The 19,719-nt window shown below is 65.3% G+C and carries 16 protein-coding genes; 6 read left to right on the top strand and 10 right to left on the bottom strand.

Going from position 1 to position 19,719, the window contains the following annotated elements; genetic code table 11:
• Nucleotides 1-2: 2 nt before the first annotated feature.
• Both JJC00_RS21945 and JJC00_RS21940 read right to left on the bottom strand, forming a co-directional pair.
• The gene (locus tag JJC00_RS21945) at nt 3-1,931 is read right to left on the bottom strand and encodes a glycosyltransferase (protein WP_200468030.1); all 1,929 of its coding nucleotides are present in this window, start codon (nt 1,929-1,931) and stop codon (nt 3-5) included.
• Between the two features lie 7 nt (nt 1,932-1,938).
• Complete coding sequence (locus tag JJC00_RS21940) at nt 1,939-2,103, bottom strand: hypothetical protein (RefSeq protein WP_200468029.1); 165 nt, start codon at nt 2,101-2,103, stop codon at nt 1,939-1,941.
• Between the two features lie 126 nt (nt 2,104-2,229).
• On the opposite strand from JJC00_RS21940, the gene JJC00_RS21935 reads away from it, so the two are divergent.
• Nucleotides 2,230-3,120 carry a DUF6502 family protein gene (locus tag JJC00_RS21935; protein ID WP_200468028.1) on the top strand — a complete coding sequence of 297 codons (891 nt, stop codon included), beginning with the start codon at nt 2,230-2,232 and terminating at the stop codon, nt 3,118-3,120.
• Nucleotides 3,117-4,301, top strand: a complete 1,185-nt coding sequence (locus tag JJC00_RS21930; RefSeq protein WP_200468027.1) for a DUF5666 domain-containing protein — start codon at nt 3,117-3,119, stop codon at nt 4,299-4,301. The genes JJC00_RS21935 and JJC00_RS21930 overlap by 4 nt, the downstream gene beginning before the upstream one ends.
• A gap of 24 nt (nt 4,302-4,325) precedes the next feature.
• Here the strand turns inward: JJC00_RS21930 and JJC00_RS21925 are convergent, their stop codons facing one another.
• Both JJC00_RS21925 and JJC00_RS21920 read right to left on the bottom strand, forming a co-directional pair.
• The gene (locus tag JJC00_RS21925) at nt 4,326-5,693 is read right to left on the bottom strand and encodes a M23 family metallopeptidase (protein WP_200468026.1); all 1,368 of its coding nucleotides are present in this window, start codon (nt 5,691-5,693) and stop codon (nt 4,326-4,328) included.
• Between the two features lie 111 nt (nt 5,694-5,804).
• Nucleotides 5,805-6,506 carry a peroxiredoxin gene (locus tag JJC00_RS21920; protein WP_200468025.1) on the bottom strand — a complete coding sequence of 234 codons (702 nt, stop codon included), beginning with the start codon at nt 6,504-6,506 and terminating at the stop codon, nt 5,805-5,807.
• 204 nt (nt 6,507-6,710) lie between these two features.
• Between JJC00_RS21920 and JJC00_RS21915 the strand changes: the two genes are divergently transcribed.
• Nucleotides 6,711-10,514, top strand: a complete 3,804-nt coding sequence (locus JJC00_RS21915; protein ID WP_200468024.1) for a YhdP family protein — start codon at nt 6,711-6,713, stop codon at nt 10,512-10,514.
• A gap of 173 nt (nt 10,515-10,687) precedes the next feature.
• Here the strand turns inward: JJC00_RS21915 and JJC00_RS21910 are convergent, their stop codons facing one another.
• The 4 genes from JJC00_RS21910 to tyrS all read right to left on the bottom strand — a co-directional run bounded on the left by JJC00_RS21910 (nt 10,688) and on the right by tyrS (nt 15,951).
• Complete coding sequence (locus tag JJC00_RS21910; RefSeq protein ID WP_200468023.1) at nt 10,688-12,382, bottom strand: methyl-accepting chemotaxis protein; 1,695 nt, start codon at nt 12,380-12,382, stop codon at nt 10,688-10,690.
• 356 nt (nt 12,383-12,738) lie between these two features.
• A complete protein-coding gene (locus tag JJC00_RS21905) occupies nt 12,739-13,176 on the bottom strand; it encodes a DoxX family protein (protein WP_200468022.1) in 438 nt (145 codons plus the stop codon).
• Nucleotides 13,177-13,396: 220 nt separating this feature from the next.
• A complete protein-coding gene (locus tag JJC00_RS21900) occupies nt 13,397-14,641 on the bottom strand; it encodes an MFS transporter (RefSeq protein WP_200468021.1) in 1,245 nt (414 codons plus the stop codon).
• A 56-nt stretch (nt 14,642-14,697) separates the two neighbouring features.
• Nucleotides 14,698-15,951, bottom strand: a complete 1,254-nt coding sequence (tyrS, locus tag JJC00_RS21895) for a tyrosine--tRNA ligase (protein WP_200468020.1) — start codon at nt 15,949-15,951, stop codon at nt 14,698-14,700.
• Nucleotides 15,952-16,116: 165 nt separating this feature from the next.
• Between tyrS and JJC00_RS21890 the strand changes: the two genes are divergently transcribed.
• From JJC00_RS21890 to JJC00_RS21880, 3 genes are all read left to right on the top strand, one after another.
• Nucleotides 16,117-17,220 (top strand): anhydro-N-acetylmuramic acid kinase, encoded by a 1,104-nt coding sequence (locus JJC00_RS21890; protein WP_200468019.1) that lies wholly within the window; start codon nt 16,117-16,119, stop codon nt 17,218-17,220.
• Between the two features lie 111 nt (nt 17,221-17,331).
• Nucleotides 17,332-18,009, top strand: a complete 678-nt coding sequence (locus JJC00_RS21885) for a glutathione S-transferase family protein (RefSeq protein WP_200468018.1) — start codon at nt 17,332-17,334, stop codon at nt 18,007-18,009.
• Between the two features lie 10 nt (nt 18,010-18,019).
• Nucleotides 18,020-18,343, top strand: a complete 324-nt coding sequence (locus JJC00_RS21880) for a DMT family transporter (protein WP_200468017.1) — start codon at nt 18,020-18,022, stop codon at nt 18,341-18,343.
• A gap of 115 nt (nt 18,344-18,458) precedes the next feature.
• On the opposite strand, the gene JJC00_RS21875 is transcribed toward JJC00_RS21880, so the two are convergent.
• On the bottom strand, nt 18,459-18,971 hold the full coding sequence (locus tag JJC00_RS21875; RefSeq protein WP_200468016.1) for a DUF1697 domain-containing protein: 513 nt from the start codon (nt 18,969-18,971) through the stop codon (nt 18,459-18,461).
• Between the two features lie 7 nt (nt 18,972-18,978).
• Nucleotides 18,979-19,626, bottom strand: a complete 648-nt coding sequence (locus JJC00_RS21870; RefSeq protein ID WP_014495555.1) for an alpha/beta hydrolase — start codon at nt 19,624-19,626, stop codon at nt 18,979-18,981.
• Nucleotides 19,627-19,719: the final 93 nt, after the last annotated feature.

The raw sequence follows: 19,719 nt of genomic DNA, 5'->3' as shown, positions 1-19,719 counted from the left end.
GGTCAGATCCAGAACGCAGCTTTACGCAGATGGACCAGCGTCAGCACGCTCGCGCAGAGCAGCAGCGCCAGCGCGACGAGGACATAGATGATGCTGGTCGCATCGACATGGCCGCCGGCCAGCGGCTCGCGCCACACCGCGAACAGATGGGTCAGCGGGTTGAGCCGCATCACGGTCGAGCGGTGATTGATCATGTCGGCGGACCAGATCACGGGCGAGGCGAGGAAGGCGAGCATCAGCGTGGATTCGATGATCGGCTTGAGGTCGCGATACCGCGTCGCCAGCGCGCCGAGGACGAGGCTGAGGCCGAAGGTGCAGATCACGAACAGCGAGAGGCCCGGGAGCGCCGCGAGCGCGCCGGAGAGATCGTGCGGCGTGAGCAGCAGCCAGAGCAGGAGGGGGACGCAGGCATTGTGCAGGGCGAACAGGCCCTGGCGGAACGTGCACTGCAGAAGGAAGATCACCGGCGGCAGTGCCCGGTCTCGGATCAGGCTTGCTGAGTTCTGCAGCGCCGTGGTCGCATCGAGCACCACACTGTTGAGAAAGGTCCAGGCCGTCATCGACAGGGCCAGCATCGGCAGCCGCGCCATCGTGTCGGAATTCGACATCTGGCCGATGACCGAGCCGAGCACCGCGACCACGATCGCCATCTGCAGCGACATCCAGAACGGACCGAGCAGCGAGCGCACATAGCGGTGGCGCATATCGGACCAGGCCAGCGCCGCCGCAATTCGCAAGCTGTCCAGCCAACCCGTTGCCTGCGGCGCCTCGGCGACGGGCGCCGCCTCATGGGAGGGCACGGCGACGGCATTGCGGTAGACTGTCTCCATGCCGTTCTTGAAGGCGGTGGCGGAATAGCGGCTCACCGCGCGGGTCCGGGCCGAAAGCCCCATGCGGCGGCGGCGCTCGGGATCACTGATCAGTGCATCGATGGCTTCACCGAGCTTCTCGGCGTCGGCCGGCGGCACAGTGATCGCCTCCATGCCGTGGCGGGCGACACGCGGCACCGCCGTGTCGAGTGCGGTGTTCACCACGGGGCGGCCGGCGGCCATGGCCTCGAGCTGGGAGAGGCCGAACGTCTCGGCACTGGTGATGGACGGCATCACGAAGACGTCGGCCAGGCACATCAGCTTGATGCGTTCGCAATCACTGACGGAGCCGAGCAGGCGAACGCGGTCGCCGAGGCCAAGCTCGCCGATCAGCTGCTCGAGCCGGGGCCGCTCGGCACCTTCGCCGATAATCCAGGCCTCGAACTTGCGATTGACGGCGGCGCGGATCAGCACGTCGTAGCCCTTGTAGGGCACGAGCCGGCCGCAGGCGAGCACGAGGCGGCCGCGATCGTTGACGTGGTGCGGATCGATCTTCGGCCAGTCATAGACACTGGTGTCGATGCCGAACGGAACGACATGGCATTTGTCTTCGAACTCCCGCAGCAGCGGCGTCTCGTCGACCAGCACGCGATCGGAGACGATGATCGCCTTGGCGCGGCGCAGCGTCCGCCGCATCAGGGGCTCGATGAACCAGCGCAGGCCCGCATGGGTGACGATGTCGGCGTGCCAGTGCACGACCAGCGGCCGGTTGCGGCCGAAGCCGAGGGCGAAGACGAGGTCCGCGAGCGGGAAGGGCGCATGCAGCGCCAGCAGATCGTGCTCGGCAATCTTTCGCCACAGCCGCCAGGGATAGGCGGGGGCGGCCGGCAGCGACATCACATTGCCGAACGAGCGGACGCGCTCCACCGGCACGTCGTTGACGATGATCTCGCGCTGGTCGGCCGATTGCGAGCAGGTCAGCACGGCGGAGGCGAAGGTGTCCTTCAGGCTGGCGCAGATGTCGCGGATCGCCGTGAGTGTGCCGCCGAACAGGTCGGGATAGTAGACCTTGAAGATATGCAGCACCGACAGACGGCGCGGGGGAGAGCTGGTGTGATGCATGATGGTGTCAGCCCGCGAGCAGTGCTGCGACGAACGGTGCGGCCAGCACCAAGATGAAGATCACGCCGCGCAGCAGCGCCGGCAGCATCGGCTCGATCGCGCCGGCCCGGCTCCGGTCGGGAAACCGCACAGCGCGCAGTGAACTGGAATTGCAGACCAAGCGGTCAGCCATGGGTGTTTGTCCCTTCAAGTCGCGCCCTCAGTGGGGTTCCGTATATGTGGGAAAATTTACCACGTCAATCGCGAACTGAAGAAATGTGGGATTGTGTCCCACGGATGGCGCAGGTACACTTCAGACATGAATGCCAAGTCCGGGCCCAAAGCGGCGGCTCCAGAGCCGAATGCCGCCGCGAAGCTGCACGCGCCGCTGGCGCGGCTGCTGCGACCGCTCGTGCGGCTCTGCATCCGCAGCGGCATGACCTTTCCGGCCCTGGCGCAGCTGCTCCGCGAGCTCTTCGTCAACGTCGCCGAGCATGATTTCGCGCTCGAAGGCAAAGAGCAGACCGACAGCCGCGTCAGCCTTCTTACCGGCATCCACCGCAAGGAGGTGGCGCGGCTGCGCGGCGCCGGCGCGCCCGTGCACGAGACCCCGGCGGCGCTGTCGCTGACGAGCGCGGTGATCGCGCGCTGGCTCGCCGCGCCCGAATTCACCGACGCGAAGGGCGAGCCGCTGGCTTTGCCGCGCACCGCCGAGGGCGATGCGCCGTCATTCGAGCAACTCGTGGCCTCCGTCACCAAGGACGTGCGCCCGCGTGCGGTGCTCGACGAATGGGTCGACCGCCAGCTCGTCACCATCAACGCGGCCGACGAGATCGAGCTGGTGGAGGCGGCGTTCGTCCCGAGTGGCGCGGATGACAGCAAATGGCATTATCTCGGCCGCAATCTGCACGACCATATCGCGGCCGCCGCCGAGAACGTATCGGGGCCGGCGCCGCGCTTCCTCGAACGCGCGGTCCATTACAACAATATCTCGCCGAAGCTTGCGAAGCGGCTCGAAGCGCGCTCGCGCGAGCTAGCGATGGATGCGCTGAAGACTGCCAACCGCGAGGCCAACCGTGCGCTCGCCAAAGACAAGGGCGGTGACGCCCGCTGGAATTTCGGCATCTACATCTACAGCGAAGATGCCGATGAGGAGGGCGAGGCCAAGGAAGCCAGTAAGGACGGCGGCAAAGAGGGCAGCTCGTCATGAGCCGGCCGCCGCTGATCTCCCGCCGTCTGCTGCTGACCGGATTCTGGCTCGCCGGAACGGCGATTGCGCGCGCGCAGGTCAAGCGCGGCACCGACCAGGGCATCGGCGGCACCGGAATCACGCGCGGTGACGATCATGGCATCGGCGGCACCGGCATCGTCGGCGTGATCCAGCGTTTCGGCAGCATCTACGTCAATGGCGAGCGCGTCAGCTATGCGAGCGACGTGCCGGTGCGGATCGACGGTGAGGCGGCAAGCCCGAAGGCGCTGCGCATCGGCCAGCTCGCCCGCGTGGTTGCGACGCGGCAGGCCGACGGCACGCTCGTCACCCGCAACATCGCGATCGCGAGCGAAGTCTCCGGGCCGATCGAATCGCTGAAGGGCAATGAACTGACTGTGCTCGGCCAGAAGATCGTCGCGGGCAGCAAGGACAGCAAGCTTCGCGTCGGCACGCAGGTTGCCGTCTACGGCCTGCGCCGGACCGATGGTGTGATCGTTGCAAGCCTCGTCGAGCCGCGCCACGCCGCCGCCGAGCGCGTCACGGGCCTGGTCGAGCGCGGACCCGACGGGCTGCATATTGGCGCCTTGAAACTCGCCGGCGTCGATCCCTTGCTGGTCGGCCAGCGCGTCCAGATCGAGGGCAGCGCGAGCCAGGGCGCGATGCAGGCCGCGCGCACGCGCATCGACGATTTCTCGGATCTCGTCGGCGCGAGCCGCCTCTCGATCGAGGCCTATGTGCAGCGCTCAGGCTCCAGCCTGCAGCTCGGCTCCGGCTTGATGGCCCGTGACAGCTCACGCTTTGGCCCGGCGGCGGGCGAAGCGCGCATGGTCGTCAATGGCGTGTTCGATCGCTCGCGCGGGCTGCAGGTCGAGTCGACTCAGGCGATCGGCCCAGCACCGGGCGGGCCGCAGCCCGGCGGCGGTCATCCCGGCCAGTCGCCCGGCGGTTCGATCATGCATCCGGATCGCGGCACGCCGCGCCCGGGCAACAGCCCACCGGCCGGACCGTCTGTGCCTGGATCGAATCCCGGTGGCAATCCCGGCTCCGCGCCCACGGCACCGAGTGGCCCGTCAGGCCCCGGCGGCATGGGCTCGCCCGGTGGGCCGATGGGCCCCGGTGGCGGAATGGGTGGTGGCGGCTTCGGTGGTCCCGGCGGTGGGATGGGCGGCGGTCGGCGCTGAAGGCCGGAGGCGCTGGAAGCACGCTTAGCCCGCGCTGAGCCGCACGCCAGCGCGCAAGAACTTTTGCGGGTCGACGGCTTCGCCATCGATGCGGGTTTCATAGTGCAGATGCGGGCCGGTCGAGCGGCCGGTCGAGCCGACGAGGCCGATGACCTGGCCGATCTTCACGATCTCGCCGACCTTGACGTTGATCTCGGAGAGATGGCCGTAGCGGGTCGACAGTCCGTTGCCGTGATCGACCTCGACCATGCGGCCATAACCGCCGGACCAGCCGGCCGAGACCACCTTGCCGTTGGCGGTGACGCGTGCGGGATCGCCGGTCGCTGCGCGAAAATCAAGGCCGGTGTGCATCGCGGGCCTGCCGAGGAAGGGATCGCTGCGCACGCCGAAGCCGGAGGTGAATTCGACTTCGCCGACGACTGGCTTGCGATAGGGCACCTGCGCCAGCGTGCGGCTGAGGCGATCCATCTCGGCACGGGTGGTGTTGATGCGATAGAGCTGCTTCTCGAAGGGACCCGCGTTGGCCGTGAGCTTCACCGGTACGAACGGGCCACCCATCGCGGCGCGCGGCACGGCGGCCTCGAGATTGGAAAGGTTCAGGCCGAGGTCGCTGACGACGCCGCGCATGCGGCGCATCCGCGAATCCATGCCTTCCTCGACGGCGCTGAGCGCCGCGACCTGGCGGCGCTCGACCTGATCGAGCGAGGTCGTCAGCCGGACCAGGACATTGTCAAAACCCTGGTTCTTGGCGAATCGATTGACCGGCGGCGCGATCACGGTCGGCGCGCGCGATTCGAGCCGCGCTTCGCGGTCAGGCGGCGCCACGAAGACCACGGTGTCGCTGATCGGCGATGGCTTTGGCGTGCCTTGCGTCGTCGTCTGGTTCGCGTCGCCGCGCTGCGGTGCCGAGCGGGGAATCGATCCCGTGACATCAGGCATGGCGCCAAGCGCCGTGGCCCGGGACTCCAGCGCCGTCTGGCGCTTCATGATCTGGTCGAGCTTCTGGTCGAACTGCTCCTGGTCGAGCAATTGCCGGCTGGTGGTGCGGTCGACCTTGGCACGCAGCTCGGCGATGCGATCCTCATAGGCGTATTGCATCTCGGCCTGACGGGCGATCAGCCGGGTCAGGACGTCGTCGCGGAAGGCGAAATAGGTGGCCGTCGCCGCCGACCACAGGCCGAGCAGCACGACGGTGCCGACCACGATCCAGAACACCACGGGTCCGAGGCGAACCTGCTTGCCGTGATGCACGATGGTGTAGGCGTCATCGGCGTCGGGCAGGGGAATCGCAGCGGCTGCCATTGCGGTGGCCGGCCGGCGATGGAAGGCCCGTCCGTGGTCATGAGGGTGATGTTGGGGGTGCTGCAAGTATTGGGCAGAACTTTTCGACATCGGCACTCCTGTGCCGGTCGGAACGGTTCCTTGCGGCCTAATTGCCGCAGCAATCTGGGCCGGTCATGGTTAATTTTCCGGAAACGGGAACGCTCGATTTTAACGAACTGGTTAAAGACTTCTTGCCGCAGCCAGCACCTCGTCGGCATGGCCATCGACCCGAACGTTGCGCCAGACCTTGGCCACCTTGCCGTCCGCCGCGATCAGCACTGTCGTGCGAAGAATCCCGAAGAAGCGCTTGCCATACATGGATTTTTCGCCCCAGGCGCCATACGCCTCCAGCATCTCGTGCTGCTCGTCTGAGATCAGGGGGATGCCGAGGCCGTGCTTGTCGCGGAACTTCTCCTGGGCCTTTAACGGATCGGCCGAAATGCCGAGCACGGCGGTGCCGGCAGCGGTAAAGGCGTCCTTGAGCCGGGTGAAGTCGATCGCCTCGCGGGTGCAGCCCGGCGTGTCGGCGCGGGGATAGAAGAACAGCACGAGTTTCTGGCCGGTATAGTCCGACAGAGTGACGACATTGCCGCCGTCGCGCGGCAGGCGAAAAGCCGGCGCCGTCTGGCCCTCGAGGGGCTTTGCCGAAACGGCGGACGTCGCAGCGGCAGGCTTGGAGGTCTTTTCAGAAGATTTTAACCGTTTCGATGCGGCCTTGTGCGATGCTGCCTTAGCGCCTGCTTTGCCTGATTTGCTTGCCGATACCGGCTGTGTTTTCGCACCACGTGTTTGGGTCGACACCCGTGTTTTCTCGGGTTTCTTTTTAGCGGTCGGACTGCCGGAGGGCGTTTTGGACGATTTCTTTCGGGATTTCTTGGACATACGCCTTCCTTTCGTCGCTTTCGGCGGGTCAACCAAAGCGGTATTGCAGCTCTCGTCCGGTGTGCCGGATTCTCGCCCTCGGCTGGGCAATTTTGGCGGCGACGGAGTATGGTTACAAGGAATTCCACGCACCACCCCACTGCTCGTTGAACGCGCTCCCGGGGCGAAATGACGAACAGCAGGAACATTCGAGGTATGGCGGCAATGCCGGGGCGGGGAGCGTCGATTCCCGTCGACGGCTGCGGTCCCGGCGGCGCTCAATCCTATGACGGGCGCCTGTATCGAGAGGCAATGGCAAGGAATACGTCGCCCCAGGATCACAGTCGGGACTTCGATCGGCACGGCGGCCGTCACGAGCCGCCGGAATGGGACGAGGCCGACTGGGATCAAGACCAGGAAGAGGAGGCGGGTCATCGCGCACGCCGCCTGTTGTCGCGTTCAAGTTCGCGCATCCGCGTCGGTGACGGTTTCTCGTTGTTTCGGCGGCTGTTTCCGGGTGGCCGCTGGCTGCGCCGGGTGGCCGTCGTCCTCGGCGCATTGATCGTCATCTTCGTCGGCTGTTTTGGCGCGCTGTGGTGGCGGCTCGGCGCGGGTCCCATCAACCTCGATATGGCGACGCCCTGGCTCGCCGCTGCCATCGAGGACAATATCGGTCACGGCAACACCGTGGAGGTCGGCGGCACCCAGATCGAGCGCGCCGGGCGAGTCCGGATTGCCGTGCGTATCCGCGACATCATCGTCCGCGATCATGATCGTGCCATCGTCGCCAGCGCGCCGAAGGCTGAGGTGCGGCTGTCAGGGGCCGCACTTCTTACCGGGCATCTGCGCGCCGAAAGCCTCAACCTCGTCGATGCCGAGCTCGCGATCCGGATCGCACCTGACGGGACCGTCACGGTGTCGGCCGGCGACACGGCGAAGCCGCTCGCAACCGGCGTCGCGTCCAAGAAGGAAGCGGGCCTGCCGCCGACATTCCCGCGTAACGGCGTCCCGCCGCCGTTCGGGTTGGCGCCTGCAACCCCCGACGCGTCCCAGGCCGCAGCTCAACCTGCCGCGCAAAGTGGAATTCTTCAGGGCCTCGACTGGCTCGACAGCCTGAGCTTGACCGGCCTCGACGGCCAGAACCTCAACGAGATCGGTCTCAAGAACGGCAATCTGATCGTCGACGATCAGCAGCGCGGCAGCAAATGGACGTTTGAGAACATCACGCTCAGCCTGCGCCGGCCGACCCATGGCGGCGTCGCGCTCAGCTTCGGCGAAGAGGGCGCGCGCCCGTGGTCGCTGCGCGCCACGATCGGACCGAGCGAGAATGGCGTGCGCTCGATCGATATCCGCGCCGACAAGGTGTCGACCGCCAACATTCTGCTGGCGCTGCGGGTGAAGGACCTGACCTATACGGCCGACCTGCCTTTGACCGGCGAGCTCAAGGGCGAGCTCGGCCGCGACGGCGTGCCGACATTCTTCCGCGGCAAGGTCACGATCGGTGCGGGCAACATCATCGACACCGATACGCCCGATTATCCGATGGCGATCGACTCGGCCGAGATCAACGTCGAGTGGGATGCGGGACGGCGGGTGCTGGTCGCACCGTTCAAGATCCTTGCGGGCGCCAATCGCCTGACGCTGCTCGCCCATCTCGAGCCGCCCAACGGCACCACCAACGACTGGCAGCTCGGCTTCAGCGGCGGCTCGATCCTGCTCGGCGGTATCGACAACGAGCCGCCGCTGGTCTTCAACCGCATCGCGATCGGCTTCCGCTTCGACACCGATCACAAGCGCATGCTGCTGACGCAGGCCGACATCTCCAACGGCGAGATCGGCGTCGCCGGCACCGGCGCGATCGACTATTCCGGCGAGCCGCGCCTGACGCTGGGCTTTGCGGGCACGCCGATGTCGGCCTCAGCACTGAAGCGGATGTGGCCGACGCTGGTGGTGCCCGAATTGCGCCAATGGGTGATCGAGCGGATCGAGCGCGGCACGCTCCAGCGCATCGAGGTCGGCATCAACTCGCCAACGCGCAACCTTCCGCGCAAGGGACCGCCGATTCCCGATGACGGCCTGTCGGTCAACATCATGGCGAGCGGCGTCGCGGTTCGTCCCGTGGACGGCATGCCGGTGGTGCACGACGCCGATCTGAAGGCACACGTGACGGGACGCACCGCCACCGTGAATATCGCCCAAGGCATTGCCGATACGCCTGCGGGCCGCAAGATCACGATCTCCGACTTCACTTTCGAGGTGCCGGACATGGCGCCGAAACCCTCGCCCTCGCGGACCCGCTTCCGTGTCGATGGTCCGGTGCCGGCGGCGGCCGAAATGCTCTCCAATGATCGGCTGAGCGATCTGTCGTCGACCGTCGTCGATCCCAACACCAGCAAGGGAACGTTCACGGCCAACATCCAGCTCGGCTTGCCGGTCAAGGGCGAGCTGACCAAGGCGGACACCGTCTACGCCGTCACCGCCGACCTCAACGGCTTTGCCGCCGACAAGCTGGTGATGAACCAGAAGCTCGAGGCCAACAATCTCAAGATCGTCGCCAACAACCAGGGCTACCAGGTCAAGGGCGACGTCAAGATCAACGGGCAGGCGGCCTCGCTCGACTACCGCAAGGCGACCGATGGCGATGCGGATGTCAAGCTGCAGACGACGCTTGATGATGCCGGCCGTGCGCGCCTGGGTTTCGACCTCAGTCCTGCCGTCAGCGGGTCAGTCCCGGTCAAGGTATCCGGCAAGATTGCCGGTGGACCCGAGCAGACAACGAAGCTCGGCATCGAGGCGGACCTGACTTCAGTCAAGCTCGACAACATTCTTCCCGGCTGGGTCAAGCTGCCAGGCAAGTCGAGCAAGGCGACGTTCAAGGTGGTGCCGACGGCACAATCGACGCGGCTCGAGGACATCGTCATCGAAGGCGGCGGCGCCTCGATCAAGGGCTCGCTGGAAGTCGACCCCAACGGCGACCTCATGAACGCGAACTTCCCGGTCTATTCGCCCTCCGACGGCGACAAGACGTCGCTGAAGGTGGAGCGCGGTCAGGACGGCGTGGTGCGCGGCACGATGCGTGGCGACGTATTCGACGGCCGCGGCTTCCTGAAGTCGGCGATCTCAGGCAATTCCAAGGACGACGGCAAGAGCAAGCTGAAGAACGTCGATTTCGACATCGACGTGAAGCTCGGTACGGTCGCGGGCTTCAACGGCGAAGCGATGCGCAGCGTCGATGCCAAGATGTCGAAACGCAGCGGGGCGATCAAGGCGTTCTCGCTGAGCGGCAGGATCGGTCAGAACACGCAGGTGGCCGCCGATCTGCGCGGCGGGCGTGCGCAGGGCAGCCGCGAGGTGATCTATCTCCAGACCAATGATGCCGGATCGCTGCTGAAGTTCACCGACACCTATACCAAGGCGATCGGCGGCCAGATGGTGGTGGCGATGGAGCCGCCGACGTCCGAGCCGACCACGGCGCGCGAGGGCCTCATCAACGTGCGCGACTTCACGGTGAAGGGCGAGGCGCAGCTCGAGCGCGTGGCCGCGGGCGCGCCGAACGGCACGCCGGGCGGCGGCGGCGTTTCCTTCAGCGCCTTGCGTGCGGAGTTCACCCGGCAGAACGGCGCGCTCACGGTCCGCGATGGCCTGGTCAAGGGGCCGATGATCGGCGCCACCATCGAGGGGTCGATTGACTATCCCGGCAACCAGGTCTGCATGAGCGGCACCTTCGTGCCGATGTATGGCGTGAACAACATCTTCGGCCAGATCCCGTTGTTCGGCCTCTTTCTCGGCGGCGGCGACAAGGAGGGGTTGATCGGCGTCACCTACGAGGTCGTCGGCACGCCTGCGGCTCCCGTGATGCGCGTCAATCCGATCTCGGCGATGGTGCCCGGCGTGTTCCGCAAGATCTTCGAGTTCAACACCGGCAAACAGAACACGCCGATCGACGAGCTGCCGTCGGCGCAGTCCGGCGACAGCCCGACGGGAGCGGCAAGGCCGCTGTCGAGCGGTTGCAGCCTGGCGCGGCGTTAGCGTCCGTCGGTTCTGTTCGTTTAGGTGCGCGCTGAAAGTTGCCACGGCTTCATGATCGGCTCGTCCTGGCCATCCACGCCTTCTCTTGCAGTACCAAGAACGTGCATGCCCGCGCCAAGCCTGGCCAAGCCCGGCCATGACGACCTCTCGTGAGTAGTTGGGTCGCGCGCCGCCTACGCCGCGCGCACGCCCGCCAGGAATGTGCCGACTTCGCCCGAGAGCTGCTCGGCCTGCTTGGAGAGGTTCGACGCGGCTGCGAGCACCATGCCGGCGGCGTTGCCGGTCTCGTTGGCCGCCGAGCTGACGCCGCCGATATTGGTGGTGACCTCCTTGGTCGCCTCGGCGGTCTGCGAGACGCTGCGGGCGATCTCGGCGGTGGCCGCGCCTTGCTGCTCGATCGCGGCGCCGATCGAGGTGGCGATGCGGCTGACCTCCTCGATGGTGGCGGTGATGCCGCCGATGGCGTCCACGGCTTCCTTGGTTGCGCCCTGGATCTGGGCGATCTTATCGCCGATCTCGCGCGTGGCTTCGGCGGTCTGGCTTGCCAGCGATTTCACTTCGGAGGCGACGACGGCGAAGCCGCGGCCGGCCTCACCGGCGCGCGCAGCCTCGATGGTGGCGTTGAGCGCCAGCAGATTGGTCTGCGCGGCGATGCTGGAGATCAGTTCGGCGACGTGCTCGATCTGCTGGGCGCCGTCGGACAGCGCGCGCACGATGGTGTCGGTGTGGCGTGCGCTTTCCACCGCGCGGCCGGTGACTTCGGCCGATTGCGCGACCTGGCGGCTGATTTCGGTGATGGAGGAGGAGAGCTCTTCGGCTGCGGCCGCCACCGTCTGGACGCGCTGGCTGGCTTCGGTCGCAGCCGAGCCGACCACGGCGGCGCGGCGGTTGGTGCCCTCGGCGGTCGACGACATCGACTTGGCCGTGGTTTCGAGCTCACCGGAGCCCGAGGCCATCAGGCCCACGAGCTGACCGACCGATGCATCGAACCGATCGGCAAGGGAGATCAGAGCGTCGCGCTTTTCCTGCTCGCCGCGGGCCTTGGCCGCGACCTGCTCGGCCTCCAGCGTACGCGCCGTCAAGGCAGTCTGCCGCAACACTTCGAGCGTTTCCGCCATTCGACCGATCTCGTCGCCGCGATCGGTCTCGTCCACCGACTTGTCGATGGCGCCGTCGGCGATGTCCTGCATGCGAGTCTTCTGGCGGTCGAGCGCGCCGAGCACGTCGCGGGCGATCAGCCAGGACAGCGTCGCCATCAGCAGCATCAGGCCGGCGCCGATCGCGGCGAGCTCGAGCGTGAGCGCGCGCACGTCGGCGTCGATATCGTCGACATAGAGGCCGTAGCTGATCGTGGCATTCCAGGGCGTGAACTGGCGGACGAACACGGTCTTGCGGACGGGCTCGGTCTGGCCGGGGCGCGGGTAGAGATAGGATGTGACGCCGCCTTGCGGCGCCTGCCTGGCGGCGTTGAGCTGAGCATCGGCAATCAGGACGCCATTTGAATCCGTGGCGCCGGTGATCTTGCCTTCGAGCTGCGGATTGGCGCCATTGACCAGGATCGAGGTGTCGGAATTGTAGACGACGGGATAGCCCTGGCCGCCGCCGAACTTCATGTTGCGGGCACGCTGGCGAAACTGCAGCTTGGCGTCGTCCACCGTCATCTTGCCGGCGGCGGCGTCATCGTGGAACGTTTGCGCGAGGCCGTGGAGCAGATCGACTGCGGCCTTCATCTGCTGGACCCGGTCGTCCAACATGCGGCTCTTGCTGAGGACGGTCGATGCAGCGATGATGGCCGTGACTGTGAGAGCTGCGAGGCAGACCATGCTGGCAAGCTTGGTGTGGATATTCAGATGGCTCAGCAGCTTCATCACAGTCCCTACGGAATGGTTGTTATTGTCATCATCCGTAACATGAACTTCTTACCAATCATGAAGATAGACGTGCCGCGGCCTGCCGCGCGGGTGATCCTTCGCAGCCCTATGCGCAATCGTGCAGGCAAATCGCGATGCGATGCCGTGCGTCGGTATTTTTGCGGGAGGAAAACGATCTCAGACTCTGGTGGTGATCGAGCCTGGCTGAGCGTGCAATGAACCGATTCGTTCACCGCCTCATCATGTCCGTGCTGCTCGTGGCGGCCCTCGTCCTCATCTGGAACGTGCTGGGCTCGCGCTGAACCGGCACCGGCGAAACGCCAGTGCCGGGTCTGGGGATCGGTTTGCGCGCGTCAGTGCCGCGCGAAGGCGCCGCCCGGTGCATTGGTCTCCTTGCCCATCAGCGCATCGACGCTGACTGCACCGCCGCCCGCTGCCGAGATGTACAGGCAGGCGAAGCAGAACAGGATCGCAGCGGTGCCGCCGTTGAGCAGCGGTAGCAACACCGGCGTGCCCGTCTTGAGCATGTGGCCCATGAAGTAGGCGAAGGCCATTTCACCCGACAGGATGAAGGCCGAGAGCCGGGTGAACAAGCCGAGCATCAGGGCTGCGCCGAGAACCAGCTCAAGCGTGCCGGCCGCGTAGATCAGCGGCGGAATGTCGGCGAAGTAGGGGAGCACCGGAAACTTGAACAGCTTGGCGACACCGTACTGGAACAGCAGCAGTCCAGTGACGAAGCGAAACAGGCTCAAGAGAACCGGCTGAAAGCGAGTGAGATAGAGAAAGTTCATTGGTTTGTGCCCTTCATCCAATGCTGCGACTAGGACCGCATTCGGTTCCGTCCTGCAAGCTGCGCCAGGTCAATTTGCGCTGACAATTTTGTCATGTCGGACAAAACACCGCAGGCCGTGATTTGAGCCGTGTGCCGTCCGCATTTTTTGTTGGTCTACGCGCCACATCCGCCCGTAGTTCCCCGGTGACACGAATGAGCGCAGGTTACTTCCGGGAGACCTAGCGCCGCAAGGCGGGCACGATCAGGAACGGGATCATTCCGAGGATCACGTTTGCAAGTGCGAAGACGAGCAGCGCGTTATAGCTGTGGGTGGCATCGTGGATCAGGCCGCCGCTCCAGGAGCCGAAGGCCGAGCCGAGCCCGCTGCCGATCGAGATCGTGCCGTAGATGGTCCCGACCCGTTTGCCCCTGAAGATCTTCATCGCCGTTGCCGTGATCAGCGGCCCGCGCGAGCCCATCATGCTGCCGAAGCAGACGACGAAGCCGGTGAGCAGGATGACATTCGGATAATACTGAAGCAGCCAGAGCAGGAAGATGCCGAGGATCGAGATCGCGTAGCTCAGCAGCACCGACGGCCGGCGCCCGATCAGCCCGTCGAGCGCGGAGACGCCGATCATGCCGAACACCAGCACGACACCCGAAAAACCCCAGGCGGTCGCGGCCTGCAGGGGCGGGAAGCCGGCATCGATCAGATAGGCGACGATCTGCGCGGCGATGCAGTACATGCCGACCGCGGTGAAGAAGAAGGTCGAGAACAGCGCCCAGAAAGCATGGTGGCGCATCGCGCTCACAAGCGTCCAGCCATTGTCGATGAAATCAGGATCGGTCTTCTTGGCAACGTACGGCGAGCCGGCCGCAAATGTGCGCCAGGGCAGCAGCAGTAGCGGCACCAGCAGACCGAGCGCGGCGAAGCCGTAGACCTGATAGGTCTCGCGCCAGCCGAGACGATCGATCAGGAGCTGCGAGGCCGGCAACAATGCCAGCACGCCGCCGCCCATCGCCGAGTACACGACCGCCATCGCGGTCGGCAGTTTCGGGCCGAACCAGCGGCCGAGCAGGATCGAGTTCGGCACGTTGCCGATGAAGGCAACACCGATTCCGACGCACAATCCGATCGAGAGCTGGAATTGCCAGAGCGCCTGCGCATGGCCTGCGATCAGGAAGGCCGAGCCGAGCAGCAACAGGCCAAGCGCGTAGACGATGCGCGGTCCGGAATGATCGAACAGGCGGCCAACCAGCGGCGCTGTCAGTCCGCTGATCAGCCAGGTCAGCGAGTAGATCGAGACGACTTGCGCGCGGTCCCATCCAAAATTTTCGGAGATCGGCTTGAGGAAGACCGTGAAGCTCTCGCTCAGGCCGCGGCCGAGCACGGCCAGCGTGAAGCACAGCGCGAGCACGACGAGCGCGGTTCGCACCGCGTCCCGCTGCGTGTTCCCCTGTTCGCTAGGCGTCTTCTGATCCATTGCCCGTCAGGGAGCGCGCTTCGACGTGCCCTGACAAGCATCAAAAGCTCATACGGCTATGCAGGCTTGAGCAGGACATGCTTCTTCTTGCCGAAGGACAGCTTGATCAGGCCTTCCGGCGTCAGATTGGCCGCTGACAGCGCCATCTTCTCGTCGGTGACGGACTCGTCGTTGACGCGCAGGCCGCCGCCCTTGATCTGGCGCCGTGCCTCGCCATTGGAGGCGACGAGGCCCGCCCTAACGAAGGCGTTGAGCACGCCAAGTCCGGCCTCCAGCTCGCCGCGCGGAATTTCCACCGTCGGCAGGCTCTCGGCGAGTGCGCCTTCCTCAAAGGTGCGGCGTGCGGTTTCGGCCGCTTCGTTTGCGGCGTCGCGACCATGCAGCAGCGCGGTCGCTTCCGTCGCGAGCACCTTCTTGGCCTCGTTGATCTCAGAGCCGCCGAGCGCTTCGAGCTTCTTGATCTCGCTCATTGGCAGCGTCGTGAACAGTTTCAGGAATTTGGCGACGTCGGCGTCCTCGGTGTTGCGCCAGTACTGCCAGAAATCATAAGGCGAGAACTGGTCGGCGTTGAGCCATACCGCGCCTTGCGCGGTCTTGCCCATCTTGGCGCCCGACGCGGTCGTCAGCAGCGGCGTCGTCAGCGCGTACAGCTGATGCGTGCCCATGCGGCGGCCGAGATCGACGCCCATGATAATGTTGCCCCATTGGTCCGATCCGCCCATCTGCAAATGGCAGCCGGTGCGCCTGGCGAGCTCGACGAAGTCGTAGGCCTGGCAGACCATGTAGTTGAACTCGATGAAGCTCATCTCGTGCTCGCGCTCGAGGCGCAGGCGCACGGAGTCCATCGTCAGCATGCGGTTGACCGAGAAATGCCGGCCGACGTCGCGCAGCATCTCGATCCAGTTGAGCTTGGTCAGCCACTCCGCATTGTCGAGCATGATGGCGTCGCTCTTGCCGTCGCCATAGCGCAGCACTTTTGCGAACACGCCGCGGATCGAAGCCTTGTTGGCCTCGATCTCGGCGACGGTGCGGATCGCGCGCGTCTCGTCCTTGCCGGAGGGGTCGCCGACCATGGTGGTGCCGCCGCCCATCAGCGTGATCGGCTTGTTGCCGGACTGCTGAAACCAGTGCAGCAGCATCATGGTCAGGTAGTTGCCGATGTGCAGCGAAGGAGCGGTGCAATCGTAGCCGACATAGGCGATCGCCTCACCCTTGGCGGCGAGCGCGTCCAGCCCCTCGAAATCGGAGCACTGGTGGATGAAACCACGTTCCTGCAGGGTGTTGAGGAAATCCGATTTAAATGCAGTCATCTGTCGGCATGCCTGACAATTCTTGGTTTACTGTTTTGGGAGCAATTTAAGGGTCTTCCGTGGGAACTCGATTGCTGCCCGCCACTTGGCGCTGTGGCATTATAAGATGTGTCCCTCTGGCACAAGATCGGCATGCCGGAGGGGGTGTTTTGAGGACGCTGATCCATGATGTTGACGGCACTCGGTTTGATGAGCGGCACCTCGCTGGACGGGGTGGATGTCGCGCTGATCGAAACCGACGGAAAGCAGGTGAAAGCGTTCGGACCGTCCGGCTACCGGCCCTATAGCCCGGCCGAGCGTAACCTGCTGCGCCAGGCGCTGTCCGAGGCGGTCCACCTGCCACAACGCGATGCCCGTCCGGGGATCTTGGCCGAGGCCGAACGCGTGGTGACACTGGCACACGCCGAGGCAGTCGCCGCCTTCGTCGCCCAGAACCGGATGAAGCCGGAGGAGATCGACATCGTCGGCTTCCACGGCCAGACCGTGCTGCACCGGCCCGAGCGGCGGCTGACGGTGCAGATTGGCGACGCGCCGGCGCTGGCCAGGGCCATCCATATTCCCGTGATGCACGACTTTCGCGCCGCCGACGTCGAGGCCGGTGGGCAGGGCGCGCCCTTCGTGCCGGTCTATCACCGGGCGCTCGCCAATACGTTGGCGCGCGAGGGACCGATCGTCGTGGTCAATATCGGCGGTGTCTCCAACATCACCTATATCGACGGCAACGACACACTGATCGCCTGCGACACCGGACCCGGCAACGCGCTGCTCGACGATTTCATGTACCGCACCATGAACCAGGCGTTCGATGCGGAGGGCAAGTTCGCCGCGCTCGGCAAGGTCGATGAGACCTGGATCGCGCGGGCCCTGGAGCTGCCGTTCTTTGCATTACCGCCGCCGAAATCGCTCGACCGCAACGATTTTGCCGCGCTGAAGCTCGGCGATATCGAGCCGGCCAATGGCGCCGCGACGCTGACCGGCTTCACTGCAGCTGCGATCGCGCGCATCATTCCGCTGCTGCCGCGGCGGCCGCGAAGCTGGATCGTCTGCGGCGGCGGCGCGCGCAACGCCACCATGTTGCGCATGCTGCGGGAGCGGGCGGGGTCGGCGACGGTCGAGGCCGCCGAAACGCTCGGCTGGGCCTCCGACGCCATCGAGGCGCAGGCCTTCGGCTTCCTCGCCGCCCGCGGTCTAAAAGGCCTGCCGCTGTCCTATCCGGCCACGACAGGCGTGCCGATGCCGATGACGGGCGGGGTAATCGCCAGACCCTGAAGAGGACTGCCTGAGGTCACGGTGGGTTGATGCAGATGCATCGATCTTGACGGGTGCATGCAAATGCATCTATGTTGGATGCAGTTGCATTAAACCGCCGGGATTGTTGCCATGACCGCTTCACTGAAACTGATCAGCCACAAGCTTTGTCCCTATGTGCAGCGCGCGGTGATCGCGCTCAAGGAGAAGGGCGTGCCGTTCGAGCGGGTTGATATCGATCTCGCCAACAAGCCGGACTGGTTCCTGAAACTGTCGCCGCTCGGCAAGGTGCCGGTGCTGGTGGTGACGACCGACAAGGGCGAGGTCGCGTTGTTCGAGAGCAACGTCATCTGCGAGTACATCGAGGAGACGCAAGCCGGCGCCAAGCTGCATCCGGCTGATCCGCTCAAGCGCGCAGAGCACCGTGCCTGGATGGAGTTCGGTTCGGCGATCCTCGGCGATCTCTGGGGCCTGGAGACCACGACGGATTCCGCGACATTCGAGAGCAAGCGTCAGGCGCTCGTCGCAAAATTCGCGCGTATCGAGGTCGCGCTCGGCACAGGCCCGTTCTTCGCAGGCGAGGCGTTCAGCCTGGTCGATGCGGTGTTCGCGCCGGTCTTCCGCTATTTCGACCTGTTTGATGTGCTGACCGAGCACGGCATCTTCAGCGATGTCCCGAAGGTGCGCGCGTGGCGGAGCGAGCTCGCGAACCGTCCGAGTGTGCGCACCGCGGTCGGCGCAGACTATCCGCAATTGCTGCGCGCCTTCCTCGTGCGCCACGACGCGCATCTGCTCAAGCTCGCGGCCTGAGCATACGCTGATGTCGCAATCTCTGGCCTGGATGATGCTGGTGATCGCCGGCGCACTCGATGTCGGCTGGGCGATCTCGATGAAATACGCGGAAGGCTACACGCGCATCGGCTGGAGCATCGTTTCGCTGGTGCTGCTCGCCGTCTTCGTCTTCCTGCTGGGACGCGCCTTGAAGGTGCTCGAGGTCGGCGTCGCCTATTCGGTGTGGACCGGCATCGGCGCAGCAGGTACCTTCGTCATGGGCGTCTTGCTGTTCGGCGAGACCTTGAGCGCGATGAAGCTTGCCGGCATCGCGCTCGTCTTGATGGGGATTGCCGCGCTGAAGCTGGCTTGAGCTGCGTTGCAGCGGCCAGGTGCAGCCGTCGGCAAGCAGCAGCTTGCTCGTCGTCGAGCACCAGATCCGCCTGCATTGCTTGTCCCCGCAACCGAGCGCCGCCGTCTTCGGTCAGCTAGAGCTCCGCGGCCATCTTCGCCAGGACGGCGATGGTGTTCATGTTGCGCGCGGTGCCGGTCTTGGCAGCGGGGATCACGAGTTTTGACGTCCCCATGCCGTCGCCGTAATGCACGTAGATCTCGCGGCGGCCAAGCTTGACCTCTTCGTCTTTCTGACCCCGAATTCCGGCGAGCGTGTCCGCAGGTGGCGCCTTGTCGAGGAAGATCGCGACCGTGCGGTTGGGCGCCATTTTGGGAAACGGATTGTCGGCCAAGACCTCTGCGATCGCGGCCACGCTGCGCACGAGCACACCGACCGGCGCGCCGGCGTAAGCGTGCAGGCGCTTTTCGAGAACGGCCTTAATAGCGGATTCCGATTTGCGGCTGGTGAAGACCACATTGCCGCTGGCGATGTAGGTGCGCACGGCACCGAAACCGAGCTCTTCGCACATCGCCTTGAGCTCGGTCATTGGCAGCTTGCCGGTGCCTCCGACATTGACCGCGCGCAGCAAGGCTACGAATGCGGCCATGTCATTCTTACCGCACGTTGGCGAGGCGCATGTCGAGATAGGCCGTGATTGTTTCCATCAGCGGCTCGAGCTTGGCGTCGAAGAAGTGGTTGGCGCCCGGGATGACCTGCTGGTCGATCACGATGCCCTTCTGCGTCTTCAGCTTCTCGACCAGCGTGTTGACGTCCTTCGGCGGCACCACCGCGTCCTTCTCGCCATGCACGATCAGGCCCGACGACGGGCAGGGCGCGAGGAACGAGAAGTCATAGAGGTTGGCCGGCGGCGCGATCGAGATGAAGCCTTCGACCTCAGGGCGGCGCATCAGAAGCTGCATGCCGATCCAGGCGCCGAAGGAGAAGCCGGCGACCCAGCAGGCGCGCGCTTCGGGATTGATGGTCTGCGCCCAATCGAGGGCTGCTGCCGCATCCGACAACTCGCCGGTGCCGTGGTCGAACGAGCCCTGGCTGCGGCCGACGCCGCGGAAGTTGAAGCGCAGCACCGAGAAGCCGCGATGCGCGAAGGCGTAGTAGCACTGATACACGATCTGATGGTTCATCGTGCCGTGAAACTGCGGATGCGGATGCAGGATCATCGCGATCGGCGCGTTCTTTTGCTTGGCCGGGTGATAGCGGCCTTCGAGACGGCCGGCGGGGCCGGTGAAAATAACTTCGGGCATCGATGATCTCTTGATTGATTCCGCGGAGAGGTGGTCCTCTGCAATCAACCGATTATGGCCTCATCGGCAGCGACGCCGACGAAAGCGCGAATG

The organism is Bradyrhizobium diazoefficiens, assembly GCF_016616885.1.
In the GTDB taxonomy this organism is placed as follows: Bacteria; Pseudomonadota; Alphaproteobacteria; order Rhizobiales; family Xanthobacteraceae; genus Bradyrhizobium; species Bradyrhizobium diazoefficiens_F.
This window is presented reverse-complemented; position numbering and strand designations above follow the sequence as displayed.